This window comes from Phycobacter sedimenti (assembly GCF_038148855.1).
GTDB classification, from domain to species: Bacteria; Pseudomonadota; Alphaproteobacteria; order Rhodobacterales; family Rhodobacteraceae; genus Phycobacter; species Phycobacter sedimenti.
Genome location: NZ_JBBVGR010000004.1, coordinates 226158 through 242239, shown reverse-complemented (window position 1 = coordinate 242239; position 16082 = coordinate 226158). Strand labels below are relative to the sequence as shown.

The following is a 16082-nucleotide window of genomic DNA, read 5'->3' as shown; positions in this document are numbered from 1 at the left end:
TGTCATAGTCCCTTGTCGTTATGGCAGTTCGATCAGGGCGGTTCCGGCCAGTTTGACCTCGCCGTTCTGATCCGCCGCTTCTATTTCGAGTGCCACCAGATTGCCGTCGCGTTTTTCCACGACCTTTCCGGTGCATGTGATCACCGCATGGACCTGTGTGATCGCCACGAAACGGGTGGTGAATTCGCGCAAGGCCGATTGCGGCACCCAGCCCGTCAGGAGGCGGCCCAGATAGGCCATGTTCAACATGCCATGGGCGAAGACATCCGGCATGCCGGCGCGTTTGGCAAAATCGATGTCGATATGGATCGGGTTGTGATCGCCCGAGGCCCCGGCGAACAGGGCCAGTGTGGTGCGGGTGATCTCCTTGGTGGTGACGGGCGGGAGTTCATCACCCACCCTGATCTCGGCGTAGGTTGGCAGGGTCATTGCGGGTGCCTCACGATCACGGTGCGGGTCATGCTGCCTGCGTCTTCGCCCAGCTGGTTGGTGGCCGAGGTTTTGAGATGCACGAACTCCATGGCGCCGCCCTTCTTGGCGTAGATGTCGGTGACTTCGCTCACGAGGGTAATGGTGTCCCCGGCGCAGATCGGCGCGCCATAGGTGAAGGCCTGCTCCCCATGCAGGACACGGGCGATATCGATCTTCAACAGCGTGATGAAATAGAACGGATCTTCGCGGTCCAGATCCAGAGAGAACAGATAGGTGGGCGGCGCCAGAACGCCGCGATAGCCTGCCGCCTGCGCCACGTCCCTGTCGAAATAGACGCGATCGCTCTGGCCGGTGGCGCGGGCAAAATCCCGCAGCCGACCCTGTTCCACCGTCACCTCGAAAGGCGTGGTGACATGGCCGATGAAAGAGGTGTCGATCATTGCCGCCTCACTGCGCCTGATACATTGTGACGACACAAGCGCCGCCAAGGCCGAGGTTGTGCTGTAGCGCGGTGCGGGCGCCTTCGACCTGAGTGCCGCCAGCCGTTCCACGCAGCTGGCGGGTCAACTCGTAACATTGCGCAAGACCTGTGGCGCCCAGCGGGTGCCCCTTGGACAAAAGCCCGCCCGACGGGTTGGTCACGTATTTGCCGCCATAGGTGTTGTCGCCATCGGCGATGAACTTGGAGGCGCCGCCCTCGGGGCAGAGGCCCAGACCTTCGTAGGTGATCATCTCGTTATGGGCAAAACAGTCGTGCAGTTCGACCACATCGACATCTTCGATGCCGATGCCGGTCTGTTCCTGCACCTGTCTGGAGGCCGCAGCGGTCATGTCATAGCCCACCACCTTCATCATGTCGTGATCATCGAAGGTGCTGGCGTAGTCGGTGGTCATCGCCTGGCCAATGATGCGCACATTACTGTTGAGACCATGTTTCTTGGCGTAGGCTTCGCTGACCACGACGGCAGCCGCCGCGCCGCAGGTGGGGGGGCAGGCCATCAGGCGGGTCATCACGCCGTCCCAGATCATCGGGCTTTCGAGGACGTCCTCGGGGGTCAGCTCGTTGCGGAACAGGGCCAGCGGGTTGTTCACCGCATGGCGGCTGGCCTTGGCGCGAATGCGGGCCAGATCCAGCATGGTGGAGCCGTATTTCTCCATGTGCGATTTGCCCGCACCGCCGAAATAACGCAGCGCCAGCGGAATCTGCGGGTTGCCGACCAGTTCATCAGTTTCGGCATCGAACGCATCAAAGGGGCTGGGCCGGTCTGTCCAATGCGAGGTCAGCGCGCCGGGCTGCATATGCTCGAACCCCAGCGCCAGGGCCACATCGACAGCGCCTGATTCCACAGCCTGACGCGCCATGAACAGGGCGGTCGACCCGGTGGAGCAGTTGTTGTTCACGTTCATTACGGGAATGCCGGTCATGCCCACCTTGTAAAGCGCAGCCTGCCCGCAAGTGCTGTCGCCATAGACATAGCCCGCATAGGCCTGCTGGATCGCGTCATAGGGCAGGCCCGCATCCTTCAGCGCATCACGCACTGCGGCGGCGCCCATGTCGGTATAGGGCTCATTCTGGCCGGGCTTGGCGAATTTGGTCATGCCCACCCCGGCGACCATCACATTTGCAGACATTGGCTTTCTCTCCCGTTTGCGCGTCAAAATACTGCGCGAGTCGAAATTACACTTGCGGGTTACTTTCGGTTCGGGCTGGGCAAACTGTCAAGAAGTGTGTAACTCATGAGTGTAATTACCGGGCGTCAACAGGACGGCTGGCCAGTGTGCTGACGGCGGAATGGGTATGTGCGATGGGGAACAGGACCTGGACGAAAACGGCGGACAGCCGCAGTGCGCAGCGCGAGATCAAGCGGCGCGCGGTTCTGATGGCCGGTGCCCGCCTGTTCAATGATCAGGGCTACGAGCAGACCTCGCTTGAGGACATTGCGGCGGCGCTCAACATCACCAAGCGAACCATCTACTATTATGTGCAAAGCAAAGAAGACATCCTGTTCGGCTGTCATCAGTTGAGCCTTGAGTTCCTCGGCGAGGTTATGGAGATCAGCCGTGATGAGACCCTGCCCGTCGAGGAGCGGATTTCGCGCCTGATCCGGGGCTATTGCGAATGGGTGTCGACAGATCTTGGCGCCAGCCTCGCCATGGTGCGCCCGCACAGCCTGTCGCCCGAGCGGCGCGAAGCGCTTCATGAGGGCAAGGCACGGGTCGATTTTCAACTGCGCGCGCTGATCGAGCAGGGTATCCGCGAAGGTGTCATCCACCACTGCGATCCGCGTCTCGTTGCGGCGGGGGTGTTCGGTGCGCTGAACTGGATCCCCTTCTGGAATCGAACACCGCGCCCGGTGCCCCATGAGGAAATCGCTGAACAGTACCTCACTATGATCCTGAATGGTCTGCTGCCCACGCCGCGATCACAGAAGGATTGAGGCGATCAGGGGCTCTCGCCCAGTTGCGTGCGGAACCGGCGCGGCGGCATGCCCGTTCCCTTGGTGAACACCCGGCTGAAATGCGCCGGATCGCTGAAGCCCAGTTCATAGGCGATCTGTGCGGCGCTGAGCGAGGTGTATAGCAGCATCCGGCGGGCCTCACGCAGCATCCGCTCATTGACCAGATGCGAGGCTGATTGGCCGGTTACCTGATGCACGATCCGGTTGAGATGCGTGGGAGAGACCGCAAGATCACTGGCGTAGTCCGCGAGCGGCCTGCGGCTGCGAAAGTGTTGCTCGACCAGGGCTTCAAAGCGGGAAAAGATCGGGTTGCTTGCGTCTGTCTGTGCGCGTCCCAGGGCGTTGTGGATATGCCTGGCAACGAGCGCGGTCAGACTGCCCGCCAGGGACCGCAGAAGCTGGGCCCGTGCAAAGCTTTGCCCGTGGTATTCTTGGTACAGGGTTTCCGCCAGGGTCCGCAGATCCGCAGGCAGGGGTTTCACGCAGGCGTGCTCCAGGGGTTTGCGCACGCCTTCGCCATTTCGGATCGAGTGGTCCAGAAGGTCCGAAGGCAGCGTCGCCACCCAGCCGCTGGTATCCGGTTCGAACTGGTAGCCATGCACGACGCCGCGCGGGATGTTGACGAAACAGGGAGCGGGCAGCGGGTGAGAGGTCCCTTCCAGGTCCACCGTTCCGCCGCCGCTTGTCATGAACAGGACCTGATGCAGCCGGGCGTGACGATGCGGGGACAGTTCCCAGTCGTGCTGCTCCGAGCGCGAGCGGATGGTTTCCACATGCAGGACATCGGCCAGTTCGTCCGTTTCCCCGAACAGGTTGTAGCTGCGGATCTGAAGCGCGTTTGTCATGTGCGAAATGTACAAGAACTTGCGCGGATGGTCCATTCGCAAATTCAGTCTTTGGCGCCATAGTGCCCTCCACTTTGCAACGGAGGCGCGTAAATGACTGTTCATAAAACCCAGGTCGCAATCATTGGTGGGGGGCCGTCTGGCCTGCTTCTGTCGCAGCTTTTGCATCGCAAAGGCATCGATAGCATCGTGCTGGAGCGGCAGACCCGCGACTATGTCCTGGGGCGTATCCGCGCCGGGGTTCTGGAGCGTGGTTTCGTCAATCTGATGCGGGAGGCGGGCTGTTCGGACCGTATGGACGCCGAAGGCGAAATCCACGAAGGGTTCTATATCGCGCATCAGGGCCGTACCGATCGCATCGATCTGGAAAAACATGCAAATGGTGCAACCGTAATGGTCTATGGGCAGACCGAGGTGACGCGCGATCTTTATGCGGCTCGCGATGCGATGGCTGGTGTGGTGATCCATGAAGCGGCCAATGTGCAGCCGCATGATCTGAAATCGGATGCCCCCTATCTGACCTTCGAAAAGGACGGCGAAGAGCATCGCGTGGACTGCGATTTCATCGTCGGGGCCGATGGCTTTCACGGGGTCAGCCGCAAATCGATCCCGTCTGACGTCCTGAAGGAATACGAAAAGGTCTACCCTTTTGGCTGGCTTGGGGTGCTGTCCGAAACCAAACCCGTATCGCCCGAGTTGATCTATGCACGCCACGAGCGCGGCTTTGCGCTCTGCTCGATGCGCAGCCAGGTGCTGAGCCGCTATTACATCCAGGTCCCACTCACGGACAAACCGGAAGACTGGTCGGACGATGCGTTCTGGGAGGAGCTGAAGCGCCGCCTGCCGGAAGAGGTCGCATCGGCGATGGAGACAGGGCCGACGATCGAGAAATCCATCGCCCCCCTGCGCAGTTTCGTGGCAGAGCCGATGCGCTATGGCAATCTGTTCCTCGCCGGGGATGCGGCTCACATCGTTCCGCCAACGGGGGCCAAGGGGCTGAATTCGGCGGCCTCCGATATCTTCTATCTCTATCACGGCTTCATGGATCACTACCTCAAGGGCGACAGTGCGGGACTTGACGGGTATTCCGAAAAGGCACTGGCCCGGGTCTGGAAGGCCGAGCGGTTCAGCTGGTGGATGACCAATCTGCTGCATCTCTTCCCGGAGGCTCAAGAGGTTGATCAGCGCCTGCAATGCGCCGATCTCGATTACCTCTTCTCCTCCGAGGCCGCGCAGGCGTCGCTCGCGGAGAATTACGTCGGCCTGCCCTACTGACGTTGCGTTCGCCCGGCTTCGTATCGGAGGCCGGGCATGCTTTTCTCTTCGGGATCAGAGGGAGGAAAGCCATGAGTACAGTTGCCTATGAAACAGATGGCCGGATTGCGCGGATTACGCTCAACCGGCCAGAGGTGATGAACGCCATCGACGACCGCATGCCGCAGGACCTTGCCGCCGCGGTGGCGCGGGCGGATGCAGATCCGGCTGTGCATGTGATGGTGCTTTCGGGCGCGGGGGAGGCCTTCTGCGCAGGCTACGATCTGGCCTATTATGCCGAAGGTAACGGATCGGGTGAGGCGACGCAGCCGATGCCTTGGGATCCGATCAAGGATTACCGGTTCATGTGGGAGAATACCCAGCACTTCATGTCGCTCTGGCGGGCGGTGAAGCCTGTGGTGTGCAAGGTCCATGGCTTTGCCGTGGCGGGCGGATCGGACATTGCGCTGTGCGCTGATATGACACTCATGGCCGAGGAGGCCCAGATCGGTTACATGCCGGCCCGCGTCTGGGGCTGTCCGACGACGGCCATGTGGGTCTACCGGCTGGGGGCCGAAAAAGCCAAGCGCATGCTGTTCACCGGTGACAAGATCTCAGGGCGCGAGGCGGCGGATATGGGGCTCGTGTTGAAAGCCGTGCCTCAGGCGCGCCTGGACGACGCAGTAGAGGAGCTGGCGGCACGGATGGCAACGGTTCCCATCAATCAGCTTGCCATGCAGAAGATGGTGATCAACCAGGCTATCGAGCAGACGGGCATGATGCAGACCCAGAGGCTTGCGACGATTTTTGACGGAATCACGCGGCACTCTCCCGAAGGGATCGCCTTCAAGGAGCGGTCTGAAGAGATGGGCTGGAAACAGACGGTCCGGGAGCGGGACGAAGGCACTTACGATTGGACGCTCAAAGAGGAAATCCCCAAAGGAAACCGCTAGGCAGATTTCCACTATGGTCCCTTCCTGACGGTGCAGGGGAGGTCTCCCGCCTGCAGGGCGATCATCCGGGATGATCTTCTGCCGTTGGGCCTGGCGCCGCGCCCGGGGGCGCGGCGCGGTGCCGCGATGCGGGGAGATTAGGATCGTGGTGCCGGGTTGCGATCCGGAGGGAACGCAGCGCGCAAGGCGCGCTGCCGGACCCAAGCCAGCCTCGGCCCGTTTTCATTCGGCCTGCAGGACGGGCGCGGGAGCGCTCCAGCCAGCGGTCAGGCGTCGACGCGCAGAGTGGGGCGCCTCCGCCAGATCCATCATGGCTACCGCGAAATCCGCGTATGAAATCTGCGATTGGCCTTCCGAATCGGTCACCAGCGTGTCGGTGCCCAGTGCATACTGGCCACGGCGCTCGGCCTCGAGCAGCATCGCTGGAGGGCGCAGGCAGGTCCAGCATGTCTCTGTATCTTCCTCGAGCAAGGCATCCTGTGCGGCGCACGCTTCCGCGATGGGGCGCACCACGGGCGGCAGGAAGCCGGGGGCGCTCAGAACAGTGTGGCCGCTGCCGTCCGCCAGCTTCAACAGGGCAGCGCCTCCGGTGATCAGGGCGGGAATGCCATTCGCGCGCGCGGCCTCCAGTACGGCGCGGGTCAGCGGCACCAGATCCGCTTCACGGCCTTCGGCAGGTCGCAAGGCGCTGATCAGTATGTCATGGCCTCTTGCGAGGTCGACTGCGGCCTCTGGCTGGTCGAGCAGATCCAGTGAAACACTTTGCACCCTCGGGGCCCGGTCCGGTTTGCGGGCGACCGCAGTGACGCTGTGTCCGCGGTTGAGCGCTTCCTGAAGGGTTGCATTTCCGACGGCGCCGCTTGCGCCAAAAATTACGATTTTCATGTGCATCTCCTTTTGTCTCGACGTCGAGATAGTCGTCATAAATCTTGACGTCAAGATAAATACCTACCTAATACCTGCGGCCGAAGATGCGGCTTTGGGGCAAGTTCAGGGAGTGGAGGCTTTGCGGGGGTGTATCAGAACCGTGCGGTGATTGAGCTCCTGTCCGGTTTGCCTGTCGGTCAGGACCGGGTCGATTTCCGCACCGCCATCGCGCAGGGCAAAGGAAATGGGCGGCGTATCCTCGCTGGGCAGGTGTTTTCGGGCCCAATCCTGCAGGGAGAGCATGACCGGGGCGAAGGCTTTGCCCGAATCGGTCAATCTATATTCGTGTCGCAAGGGGCGTTCCTGGTAGGGATGGCGGTCCAGTAGTCCCATCGCCTCAAGCCGTTTCAGCCGCTCGGCCAAAAGGTGTCTGGTGATGCCTAGCCGCTTCTGAAAGCCGTCAAACCTGCGTTCGCCCAGAAAACATTCCCTGAGAATCAACAAGGTCCAGCGATCTCCGATCACGCCCATGGCCCGGGCAACGGGACAGGCGGCGTCTTTCATGTCATGCCATTTCATAAGGCGCTTGTACCATGGATTGACAAGGTTCTCAAATGGAACTGATAATGAGTTCTAAATTGGAACTCAATATTGTGACCGGCGTCGCATCCGGCCCAAAGCGCGGCTATGGCGACCTTGAACGGACAGGAGATCAGATATGGTCAGTGTTACCCCGACGGTGAAACAAAACCGCCGCCCGCCCCCTTTGCTTTCGGTGATTCAGGCCGTGTCCGGGATGCTTGGAGCAATCTCTCCGGCTGCGGCGTCAGCGCTGTTGGCGCGGGTGTTCACAACGCCGCGGCGGCAAAAGCTGTCATCCGAGGAAAAGAAATGGCTCACCGCAGCGGCCGCGCGCCCCATGCGGCTGAAGTCGGGGGCCGAGATCCCGCTCTATGAATGGCGCACCATGCCGCGCGAATGTGGTGTGCTGGATGAGGCGCCGTTGCCGACGGTCCTTTTGGTGCACGGCATGTCGGGGCGCGCCGCGCAGCTTGGCGGCTTTGCCGCGCCCTTGGTTGCGGCGGGATTTCGCGTGGTAGCCTTTGATGCGCCCGGCCATGGTGCCGCAGAAGGGCGGCGCAGCTCTTTGCCGGAAATGCTTTGGGTGACAGAAGAGGTCGCCGCGCATCTGGGGCCGCTGGATGGCATCGTGGCCCATTCCAATGGCGCGGCTGCCACGGTTGCGGCGCTTGCGCGGGGCATGCGGGTTCGGCGCGTTGCGCTCTTGGCGCCGCCGACAGATCTTGAGCGGTACCTTGGCAAGGTGGCGCGGCTCCTGGGCTTTGGAGAGCGTGTTGCATATCGAGCGCAACGCAGGCTTGAGCAGCGCTACGGCGTTCCGTTCAGCGCGCTGAAGGGCACGGATCTGGCCCCGGGATTGTCGCAACCCGCCCTTATCGTGCATGACAATGGCGACAAGATCGTTCCGGTCTCCGAGGGGCGGGCACTGGCCGACAGCTGGCCCGGTGCCCGGCTGCATGTGACTGCCGGTCTGGGACATGGGCGCATCTTGCGGGATGAGGTGGTCATTTCTCGTGTGGTGGAGCATCTGGCGCCGCAAGGCAAAGCCCCTGCTTGATGAATGCTTGCGGTGCCGGGTCAGGGCAACACATCCGGTTCCTGCTTGGCAGAGGTGGTCGGCCTCGGTTACGTCTGGTGCAGCATATGATTGCCGAACAGAGGCCAATACGGAGGACCCGCCATGCAGATGAGTGACCAGAAAGAAATCGCAGCCCCCCCGGCCGAGGTCTATGCCGCGCTTCTGACGCCCGAGGTTCTAAAAGCCTGCGTGCCGGGCGCAACCGAGGTCACCGGATCGCCGGAAGACGGGTTTGAAGCCTCTGTCACTCAAAAGGTCGGTCCGGTGAAAGCCACCTTCAAAGGGCAAGTGACGCTCTCTGACCTCGTGCCCGGTGAAAAGCTGACCATCGCCGGTGAGGGCAAGGGCGGCGCTGCGGGCTTTGCCAAGGGCGGAGCGGTGGTGAGCCTGTCCCCGTCGGAGGGTGGAACGCTGCTGTCTTATGAGGTCGAGGCCAAGGTGGGAGGCAAACTGGCGCAGCTGGGCAGCCGGATCATCGACGGTTTTGCCAAAAAGATGGCGGACCAGTTCTTTGTAAATCTGCAGACCCACCTCGCCCCGGAAGGTAAAGACGGTGAAGAGCCCTCAGAAGAGAAAAAGGGCTGGTTCAAGAAAATCACCGGCGCCTGAGCAGGAACTGACGGGAGGTTTCCCCCTGCATGCGCGCACAGTTGGCTGCGCGTCTCATCAGTGGCCGGGAGCGCTGCCGCTGGGTAGCGTGGCGCAATGTACGGCCTAAAAGGCAAGAGGGAGATGTCATGTCCACAATCCTGTCCATTCACGATCTGCGCAAGACCTATGAGGGCGGGTTCGAGGCGCTGAAAGGCGCCTCGCTCGAGATAGAAGAGGGTGAGATCCTGGCCCTTTTGGGGCCGAACGGAGCGGGCAAGACGACGCTGATCTCCACGGTCTGCGGCATCACCACGCCCACTTCCGGCAGTATCACTGTGGGTGGGCACGACATCGCGCAAGAGTTCCGCGCCGCGCGCCGCCTGATTGGCCTCGTGCCGCAGGAAATCAACCTTGAGCCGTTCGAGACGGTGTGGAATTCTGTGCGCTTTTCGCGCGGGCTGTTCGGCAAGCCAAGGAACGATGCCCTTCTTGAGGGAATCCTGAAAAAGCTGTCGCTCTGGGACAAGCGCAAGAGCCAGATCAAGGAGCTTTCGGGCGGCATGAAGCGACGTGTGCTGATTGCCAAGGCGCTGAGCCACGAGCCGCGCATCCTGTTCCTCGATGAACCCACCGCCGGGGTCGATGTGGAACTGCGCAAGGACATGTGGGAGGTGGTGCGCGAGTTGAAAGCGGACGGCGTGACCATCATCCTGACCACACATTACATCGAAGAGGCAGAGGCGATTGCCGACCGGGTGGGTGTGATCACCAAGGGGCAGATCCTGCTGGTCGAGGACAAGGCTACGCTGATGGCGCAGATGGGCCAAAAGCAGCTTGAGGTGCAGCTGAATGCCCCTATCGAGGCAATCCCCGAGGGTTTGTCCGCCTACGGACTGGAGCTATCGCAGGATGGAACTGCCCTCATTTATTCCTACGACACGCGTGCCGAGCGCACAGGCATCACGTCTCTTCTGAACGATGTTGCGGGCGCAGGCCTTGTGCTGGCGGATGTGGTGACGCGTCAGTCCAGCCTTGAGGACATTTTCGTGGGTCTTGTCGCAGGAGAACAGTCATGAACTGGGTCGCAGTTGTATCGATCTATCGATTTGAAATGGCACGCTTTTTTCGCACGTTGATGCAGAGTTTCCTGTCGCCCGTGCTGTCGACCTCGCTCTATTTCGTCGTCTTTGGTGCTGCCATCGGCAGCCGGATCGACCAAGTTGAAGGCATCGCCTATGGCGCTTTCATCGTGCCGGGGCTGATCATGCTGAGCGTGATGACGCAGAGCATCTCGAACGCCTCTTTCGGGATCTATTTTCCAAAGTTCATCGGTACGGTCTACGAGTTGTTGTCAGCGCCGGTCAGTTTCCTTGAGATCGTTCTGGGGTATGTCGGGGCAGCTGCGACCAAGGCCCTGTTCATTGGCCTGGTCATCCTGGGCACGGCGTCGCTGTTTGTGGATCTGAGCATCGCGCACCCTGGCGCGATGGTATTGTTCCTGTTGCTCACCTGTCTCAGCTTTGCGCTGTTGGGTTTCATCATCGGGATCTGGGCGAAGAACTTTGAACAGCTTCAACTGGTGCCGCTGTTGATCGTCACGCCGCTGGTGTTTCTGGGCGGGTCTTTTTATTCGATCTCGATGCTGCCGCCGATCTGGCAGAAAATCACCCTGTTCAATCCTGTGGTCTACCTGATCTCGGGCTTTCGCTGGTCGTTCTTTGGCACCTCGGATGTGCCGGTGGTGACGAGCCTTTTGGCAATCGGCGGATTTACCTGCATGTGTCTTGCGGTGATCTGGTGGATCTTCAAAACCGGTTGGCGCATCCGGTCCTGACTGCGGCGGGGATAGGCCGGGGAAGGGGAGGGCTCCCGCGCCCGCAGGTGCCCCCGGCTGTGCCGGACCACCCTGGCGGCCTTGGGCCCGGCGGCGTGCGGATGCACGCCGCGCGCATGTCGCCACCTGGTCTTGTCACATCCCGTGCTTGCGGATCTGCGCTCTCAATCAGCATCTTCGTTGCAAATTTGCCCGTTCCCTTGCGCCTTTTTGCCTTGAGTGGGAATTCCCTTTGCCATGGACCTTGTTTCAGGCCGGGGGGCATTCTACATCGGCGCCATGAAGCTGCGCATACCCTTTACCAATAGACCGCCTCTTGTCTCTGTCGTGCGCCTGTCCGGCGCGATCGGCATGCCGGGACGGGGCAGCCTGAGCGATGCCGCCTTGGCGCCGGTTTTGGAACGTGCTTTCAGCAAGGGAAAGCCCGCTGCCGTGGCGCTGGAGGTCAACTCTCCCGGTGGATCGCCCGTGCAAAGCTCTTTGATCGGGGCGCGGATCCGGCGGCTTGCGGAAGAAAAAGAGATCCCGGTGATTGCCTTTGTCGAGGATGTGGCAGCCTCGGGCGGGTATTGGCTTGCCGCCTCGGCGGATGAGATCTGGGCCGATGCAAGCTCGGTCCTGGGCTCGATCGGTGTGATCTCGGCTGGTTTTGGCGCCCACGTGCTGCTGGCGCGCCAGGGGGTGGAGCGCCGGGTCTATACGGCCGGGCAAAGCAAATCCATGCTGGACCCGTTCCGCCCCGAAAACCCCGAGGATGTCGAGCGTCTCAAGGGGCTGCTGAACGATATCCACACCAATTTCATCGATCATGTGAGCCAGCGCCGGGGCGATGCGCTGAGCAAGGATCAGGATCTGTTCACCGGAGAGGTCTGGCTGGCCCGCCGTGCGCAGGAGCTTGGACTGATCGACGGCATTGGTCACCTGATGCCAAAGCTGAAGGAACGCTACGGCGATAAGGTGCGGATCCGCCGCTACGGGATGAAACGCCCCTTCCTGAGCCGGTTTGGTGTGCGCCTTGCGCAAGACGCCTTGGGCGGGATCGAGGAGCGCGCGCAGTTCGCGCGGTTTGGCCTCTGACGTGATACTCAAGATCGTTTCCATTTTCCTTGTAGTCATGGCGGTAATGGCCATGTTCGGAAAGCTGCGGATGCCGGGGCAGAAGCGCCTTCAGTCCGCGCGCTGCCAATCCTGCGGGCGCTTCAAGATCGGCAAGGGCCCCTGCGCCTGCGGAAAGGGAGGGCAGAAGCGATGATGCCTTGGCTGTTGTGTGCATTGGGGCTGGTGATCCTTTTGCTGGCGGGGGATGCCCTAGTGCGCGGGGCGGTGAACCTGTCGCTTCGACTGGGCGTGCCGGCCTTGATCGTCAGCCTGACCATCGTCGCGTTCGGCACATCGGCGCCCGAGCTGCTGATCGCGATCAGCGCGGTCATGGATCAGGCCGACGGGATTGCGCTTGGCAATGTCGTGGGGTCCAACACGGCGAACATCCTGCTGGTGCTGGGGGTGCCTGCGATCATGTCGCGGCTTCACACCAGCGAATGCGACACGCGCAAAAACTACATTTACATGCTGGTTGCGTCGGCCCTGTTCATTGCCCTCGCCTTTTTCGGAGTTTTCACGGTCTGGTCGGGTCTGATCCTGCTTGGTGGGCTGGCCTTTGTTCTGGGCGGGGCCTTCCGCGAAGCACGGGCTCATCGCCGAAATGGTTCCGAAGCATCGGAAGATGACCTGGAGGACATCGAAGAAGCCGACCCGGACATGCCGTTCTGGCGGATTTCCGTCTATCTGGTCCTGGGCTTGATCGGTCTGCCGCTGGGTGCGGATCTTCTGGTTGATAACTCCACCATCATCGCCAGAACCTATGGCATCAGCGAAACGGTGATTGGTCTTACGCTGGTTGCGATCGGCACATCCCTGCCGGAGCTGGCAACCACGGTCATGGCGGCCCTGCGGCGGCAAGCCGATGTTGCGCTGGGCAATGTGATCGGCTCTAACATGTTCAACCTTCTGGCCATCATCGGTATTGCAACCTTTGTGGGGCCGATCTCGGTTGACCCAGAGTTCCTGCGCTTTGATCTTTGGGTCATGTTGGCGGCCTCGCTGATCATCGTTCCCTTCGTTTTCTCCAAGAAGGATATCACCCGCCGCTGGGGCGTGCTTTTGACCGGGCTTTATGTGGTCTACCTGTGGGTGCTGCTCTAGTTAGACCGGGAGACCAATAATCAGGGAGGCAGGCATGCGGGCTTTGGTGACAGGTGCGGGTAAGCGCCTAGGGCAGGCCATGGCAGTTGCGCTGGCGCGCCGGGGCTATGATGTTGCCGTGCATTTCGCGACCTCGCGCAGTGAGGCTGATGAAACGGCCGCGCAAATCCGGGCGTTGGGGCGCAAGGCCGAAGTGCTGCAGGCGGACCTTTTGCGAGAGGCAGAGGCCGCGGCCCTTCTGCCGGCAGCGGCAGCAGCCTTGGGCGGGCCGATTACCTGCCTTGTGAACAACGCGTCCATCTTTGAACATGACAGCATCGAAACGGCGACGCGGGAAAGCTGGGACCGCCATTTCGGCAGCAATCTGCGCGCGCCCTTTCAGCTGATCCAGGCGATGTGCGCGCAGGATATGGCGCAGCCTGTCGATGGCAGCGGTGAGCCGGTTGCCTGGGGACTGGTGGTCAATATGATCGACCAGCGTGTGCGGGCGCTTACACCTGAATTCATGACCTACACGCTGGCAAAATCGGCGTTGTGGACGCTGACGCAAACGGCGGCGCAGTCCCTGGCGCCTGGTATCCGTGTCAACGCAATCGGCCCCGGCCCAACCCTGCAAGGTCCGCGCCAAAGCCCGGATCAATTCGCCCGTCAGCGGGCCAGCACGGTGCTGGGCAGGGGGGCAAACCTGCAGGATATTACGGCGGCCCTGGACTATTTCCTCGCAGCGCCCGCCGTTACCGGGCAGCTGATTTGTGTGGATGGCGGACAGCATCTGGCATGGGAGACGCCGGATGTCGTCGGGCTGGAGTGAGCTGCAAAACGGGTGTCCTTAAGGAAAGTTGTGCACGTAAGGATTGGGTTTCACAAACCCGTTACAAAAGTGCCTTTGTTTTCAGAACCTTGTCCGGTGTCGCAAAAAGAAACGTTAAAAATCAATGCGTTAAATGTTCGCTCAATTTTTAGGCAATCGCCAAAAATCGGCGGGAAACAAGGGAAAATGCCGGATAGCCCGAAGATATCTTCATAGTTATCCACAGGAGTCGTGGATTTGTATGCTCTTGAAACCGGAGCGCAATCGTTGCAGCGACATGCTGAGAATCATATGTGTCAGAACATGAGCGATCAGACTGCAGAAACACCCCGCAGCGGCTATGCTGTTATCCAGGACTATGTGAAGACGCTGGATGCCTCGCCCGGTGTCTATCGGATGCTGGATGCGGAAAGCCGGGTCCTTTATGTGGGCAAGGCGCGCAACCTCAAAGCGCGGGTTTCGAACTACACGCGTCCGGGAAACAGCCCCCGGATCGAGCGGATGATCGCGCTCACCACCTCGATGATGTTTCTGACCACCCGGACGGAAACCGAGGCGCTGCTGCTCGAACAGAACCTCATCAAGCAGCTGAAGCCCAAGTACAACGTGCTGCTGCGCGATGACAAAAGCTTCCCGAATATCCTGGTGTCCAAGGATCACGTCTTTCCCCAGATCAAGAAACACCGGGGCGCGCGCAAGGAGAAGGGCAGCTATTTCGGCCCCTTTGCCAGTGCAGGGGCAGTGAACCGGACATTGAACCAGCTGCAAAAGGCGTTCCTTCTGCGCAATTGTTCGGACGCGATGTTCGAGAGCCGCACCCGCCCCTGCCTGCAATACCAGATAAAGCGCTGCTCGGCGCCCTGCACGGGCGAGATCAGTGCCGAGGACTATACCGCCTCGGTCCGCGATGCAGAGCGGTTCCTGTCCGGGCGCTCGACCAAGATCCAGGAGGAACTGGCCGAGCAGATGATGGAAGCTTCAGAGGCGATGGAGTTCGAACGCGCCGCCGCCTTGCGCGACCGCATCAAGGCGCTGACTCAGGTGCAATCTTCGCAAGGGATCAACCCGCGCGGCGTGGCCGAAGCCGATATCATCGGTCTGCATATGGAAGGCGGGCAGGCCTGCGTGCAGGTCTTCTTCATTCGCGCCAACCAGAACTGGGGCAATCAGGATTTCTATCCGCGTGTGGATGTGGACAACAGTCCAGCCGAGGTGATGGAGGCCTTCCTGGGCCAATTCTACAGCAACAAGGAACCGCCGCGGCAGCTGATCCTCTCCGATGACATCGAAAACGCGGATCTGATGCAGGAGGCGCTGAGTGAGAAGACAGACCATAAGGTCGAGATCCTGGTGCCCCAGCGCGGCGAAAAGACGGAACTGGTGGCAGGCGCCGTTCGTAACGCCCGCGAAAGCCTGGCCCGACGCATGGCCGAAAGCGCGACGCAGGCGAAGTTGCTGAAGGGGCTGGCGGATGCCTTCGGCCTTGAGGGGCCGCCGCAGCGGATCGAGGTCTATGACAACTCCCATATCCAAGGCACCAATGCCGTTGGCGGAATGATCGTGGCGGGCCCCGAGGGGCTGATGAAGAACGCCTACAGGAAGTTCAACATCAAGGGCGACGATCTGACCCCGGGCGATGACTTCGGCATGATGAAAGAGGTGCTGAACCGCCGTTTTTCGCGTCTTCTCAAAGAGGATCCCGACCGCGAAAAGGGGATGTGGCCCGATCTTCTGCTGATTGATGGCGGCGCGGGGCAGGTGTCGGCCGTGGCCGAGATCATGGAGGAGCACGGCGTGCAGGACATCCCCATGGTGGGTGTTGCAAAAGGCGTGGACCGGGATCACGGCAAGGAGGAATTCTACCGCCCAGGAGAGGCCGCCTTCGCCCTGCAACGCAACGATCCGGTGCTCTATTTCATCCAGCGCCTGCGGGATGAGGCGCACAGGTTCGCCATCGGCACCCACCGGGCCAAACGGGCCAAGGCCATGGGGGTAACCCCGCTCGATGAAATCGCAGGCGTCGGCGCAAGCCGCAAACGCGCGCTTCTGGCGCATTTCGGCAGCGCCAAGGCGGTGAGCCGCGCGAACCTGTCGGATCTGAAGGCGGTCGAGGGAGTTTCAGCAGCCCTGGCCGAGCGGATCTACGACCACTTCCACGGCCAGGGCTGAGCGGC

At 61.2% G+C, this 16082-nt stretch carries 17 protein-coding genes; 11 read left to right on the top strand and 6 right to left on the bottom strand.

Features of this window, described 5'->3' with window-relative positions; all coding sequences use genetic code 11:
* Positions 1 to 18 precede the first annotated feature (18 nt).
* From AADA15_RS09140 to AADA15_RS09130, 3 genes are read right to left on the bottom strand one after another with little or no spacing between them, the layout of a single operon-like run.
* On the bottom strand, positions 19 to 429 hold the full coding sequence (locus AADA15_RS09140; protein WP_341641252.1) for a MaoC family dehydratase: 411 nt from the start codon (positions 427 to 429) through the stop codon (positions 19 to 21).
* Entirely contained in the window at positions 426 to 872 is a 447-nt protein-coding gene (locus tag AADA15_RS09135) for a MaoC family dehydratase N-terminal domain-containing protein (RefSeq protein WP_341641251.1), read from the bottom strand. The genes AADA15_RS09140 and AADA15_RS09135 overlap by 4 nt, the downstream gene beginning before the upstream one ends.
* Positions 873 to 879: 7 nt before the next feature.
* On the bottom strand, positions 880 to 2064 hold the full coding sequence (locus AADA15_RS09130; protein ID WP_341641250.1) for a lipid-transfer protein: 1185 nt from the start codon (positions 2062 to 2064) through the stop codon (positions 880 to 882).
* 173 nt (positions 2065 to 2237) lie between these two features.
* Between AADA15_RS09130 and AADA15_RS09125 the strand changes: the two genes are divergently transcribed.
* The gene (locus tag AADA15_RS09125; protein WP_341641249.1) at positions 2238 to 2870 is read left to right on the top strand and encodes a TetR/AcrR family transcriptional regulator; all 633 of its coding nucleotides are present in this window, start codon (positions 2238 to 2240) and stop codon (positions 2868 to 2870) included.
* Between the two features lie 5 nt (positions 2871 to 2875).
* Here AADA15_RS09125 and AADA15_RS09120 read toward each other — a convergent pair whose 3' ends face one another.
* Positions 2876 to 3736, bottom strand: coding sequence for a helix-turn-helix domain-containing protein (locus tag AADA15_RS09120; RefSeq protein WP_341641248.1), 861 nt, complete (start codon positions 3734 to 3736; stop codon positions 2876 to 2878).
* Positions 3737 to 3829: 93 nt separating this feature from the next.
* Between AADA15_RS09120 and pobA the strand changes: the two genes are divergently transcribed.
* Both pobA and AADA15_RS09110 read left to right on the top strand, forming a co-directional pair.
* Positions 3830 to 5011 (top strand): 4-hydroxybenzoate 3-monooxygenase, encoded by a 1182-nt coding sequence (gene pobA, locus AADA15_RS09115; protein ID WP_341641247.1) that lies wholly within the window; start codon positions 3830 to 3832, stop codon positions 5009 to 5011.
* A 71-nt stretch (positions 5012 to 5082) separates the two neighbouring features.
* On the top strand, positions 5083 to 5943 hold the full coding sequence (locus tag AADA15_RS09110) for a crotonase/enoyl-CoA hydratase family protein (protein ID WP_341641246.1): 861 nt from the start codon (positions 5083 to 5085) through the stop codon (positions 5941 to 5943).
* Positions 5944 to 6165: 222 nt separating this feature from the next.
* Here the strand turns inward: AADA15_RS09110 and AADA15_RS09105 are convergent, their stop codons facing one another.
* Together AADA15_RS09105 and AADA15_RS09100 are read right to left on the bottom strand one after the other, a co-directional pair.
* Positions 6166 to 6828 carry an NAD(P)-dependent oxidoreductase gene (locus AADA15_RS09105; protein WP_341641245.1) on the bottom strand — a complete coding sequence of 221 codons (663 nt, stop codon included), beginning with the start codon at positions 6826 to 6828 and terminating at the stop codon, positions 6166 to 6168.
* A gap of 105 nt (positions 6829 to 6933) precedes the next feature.
* Complete coding sequence (locus AADA15_RS09100) at positions 6934 to 7374, bottom strand: winged helix-turn-helix transcriptional regulator (RefSeq protein ID WP_341641244.1); 441 nt, start codon at positions 7372 to 7374, stop codon at positions 6934 to 6936.
* A gap of 154 nt (positions 7375 to 7528) precedes the next feature.
* Here AADA15_RS09100 and AADA15_RS09095 point away from each other — a divergent pair, with 154 nt between their 5' ends.
* From AADA15_RS09095 to uvrC, 8 genes are all read left to right on the top strand, one after another.
* Positions 7529 to 8449, top strand: a complete 921-nt coding sequence (locus tag AADA15_RS09095; RefSeq protein ID WP_341641243.1) for an alpha/beta hydrolase — start codon at positions 7529 to 7531, stop codon at positions 8447 to 8449.
* Between the two features lie 123 nt (positions 8450 to 8572).
* Entirely contained in the window at positions 8573 to 9079 is a 507-nt protein-coding gene (locus AADA15_RS09090; protein WP_341641242.1) for an SRPBCC family protein, read from the top strand.
* 128 nt (positions 9080 to 9207) lie between these two features.
* Positions 9208 to 10137, top strand: coding sequence for an ABC transporter ATP-binding protein (locus AADA15_RS09085; protein ID WP_341641241.1), 930 nt, complete (start codon positions 9208 to 9210; stop codon positions 10135 to 10137).
* Entirely contained in the window at positions 10134 to 10895 is a 762-nt protein-coding gene (locus AADA15_RS09080) for an ABC transporter permease (protein WP_341641240.1), read from the top strand. The genes AADA15_RS09085 and AADA15_RS09080 overlap by 4 nt, the downstream gene beginning before the upstream one ends.
* Before the next feature lie 279 nt (positions 10896 to 11174).
* Positions 11175 to 11972, top strand: a complete 798-nt coding sequence (locus tag AADA15_RS09075) for a S49 family peptidase (RefSeq protein WP_341641375.1) — start codon at positions 11175 to 11177, stop codon at positions 11970 to 11972.
* 171 nt (positions 11973 to 12143) lie between these two features.
* The gene (locus tag AADA15_RS09070; RefSeq protein WP_341641239.1) at positions 12144 to 13097 is read left to right on the top strand and encodes a calcium/sodium antiporter; all 954 of its coding nucleotides are present in this window, start codon (positions 12144 to 12146) and stop codon (positions 13095 to 13097) included.
* 34 nt (positions 13098 to 13131) lie between these two features.
* Positions 13132 to 13908, top strand: a complete 777-nt coding sequence (locus AADA15_RS09065) for an SDR family oxidoreductase (RefSeq protein ID WP_341641238.1) — start codon at positions 13132 to 13134, stop codon at positions 13906 to 13908.
* A gap of 291 nt (positions 13909 to 14199) precedes the next feature.
* A complete protein-coding gene (gene uvrC, locus AADA15_RS09060; RefSeq protein ID WP_341641237.1) occupies positions 14200 to 16077 on the top strand; it encodes an excinuclease ABC subunit UvrC in 1878 nt (625 codons plus the stop codon).
* Positions 16078 to 16082: the final 5 nt, after the last annotated feature.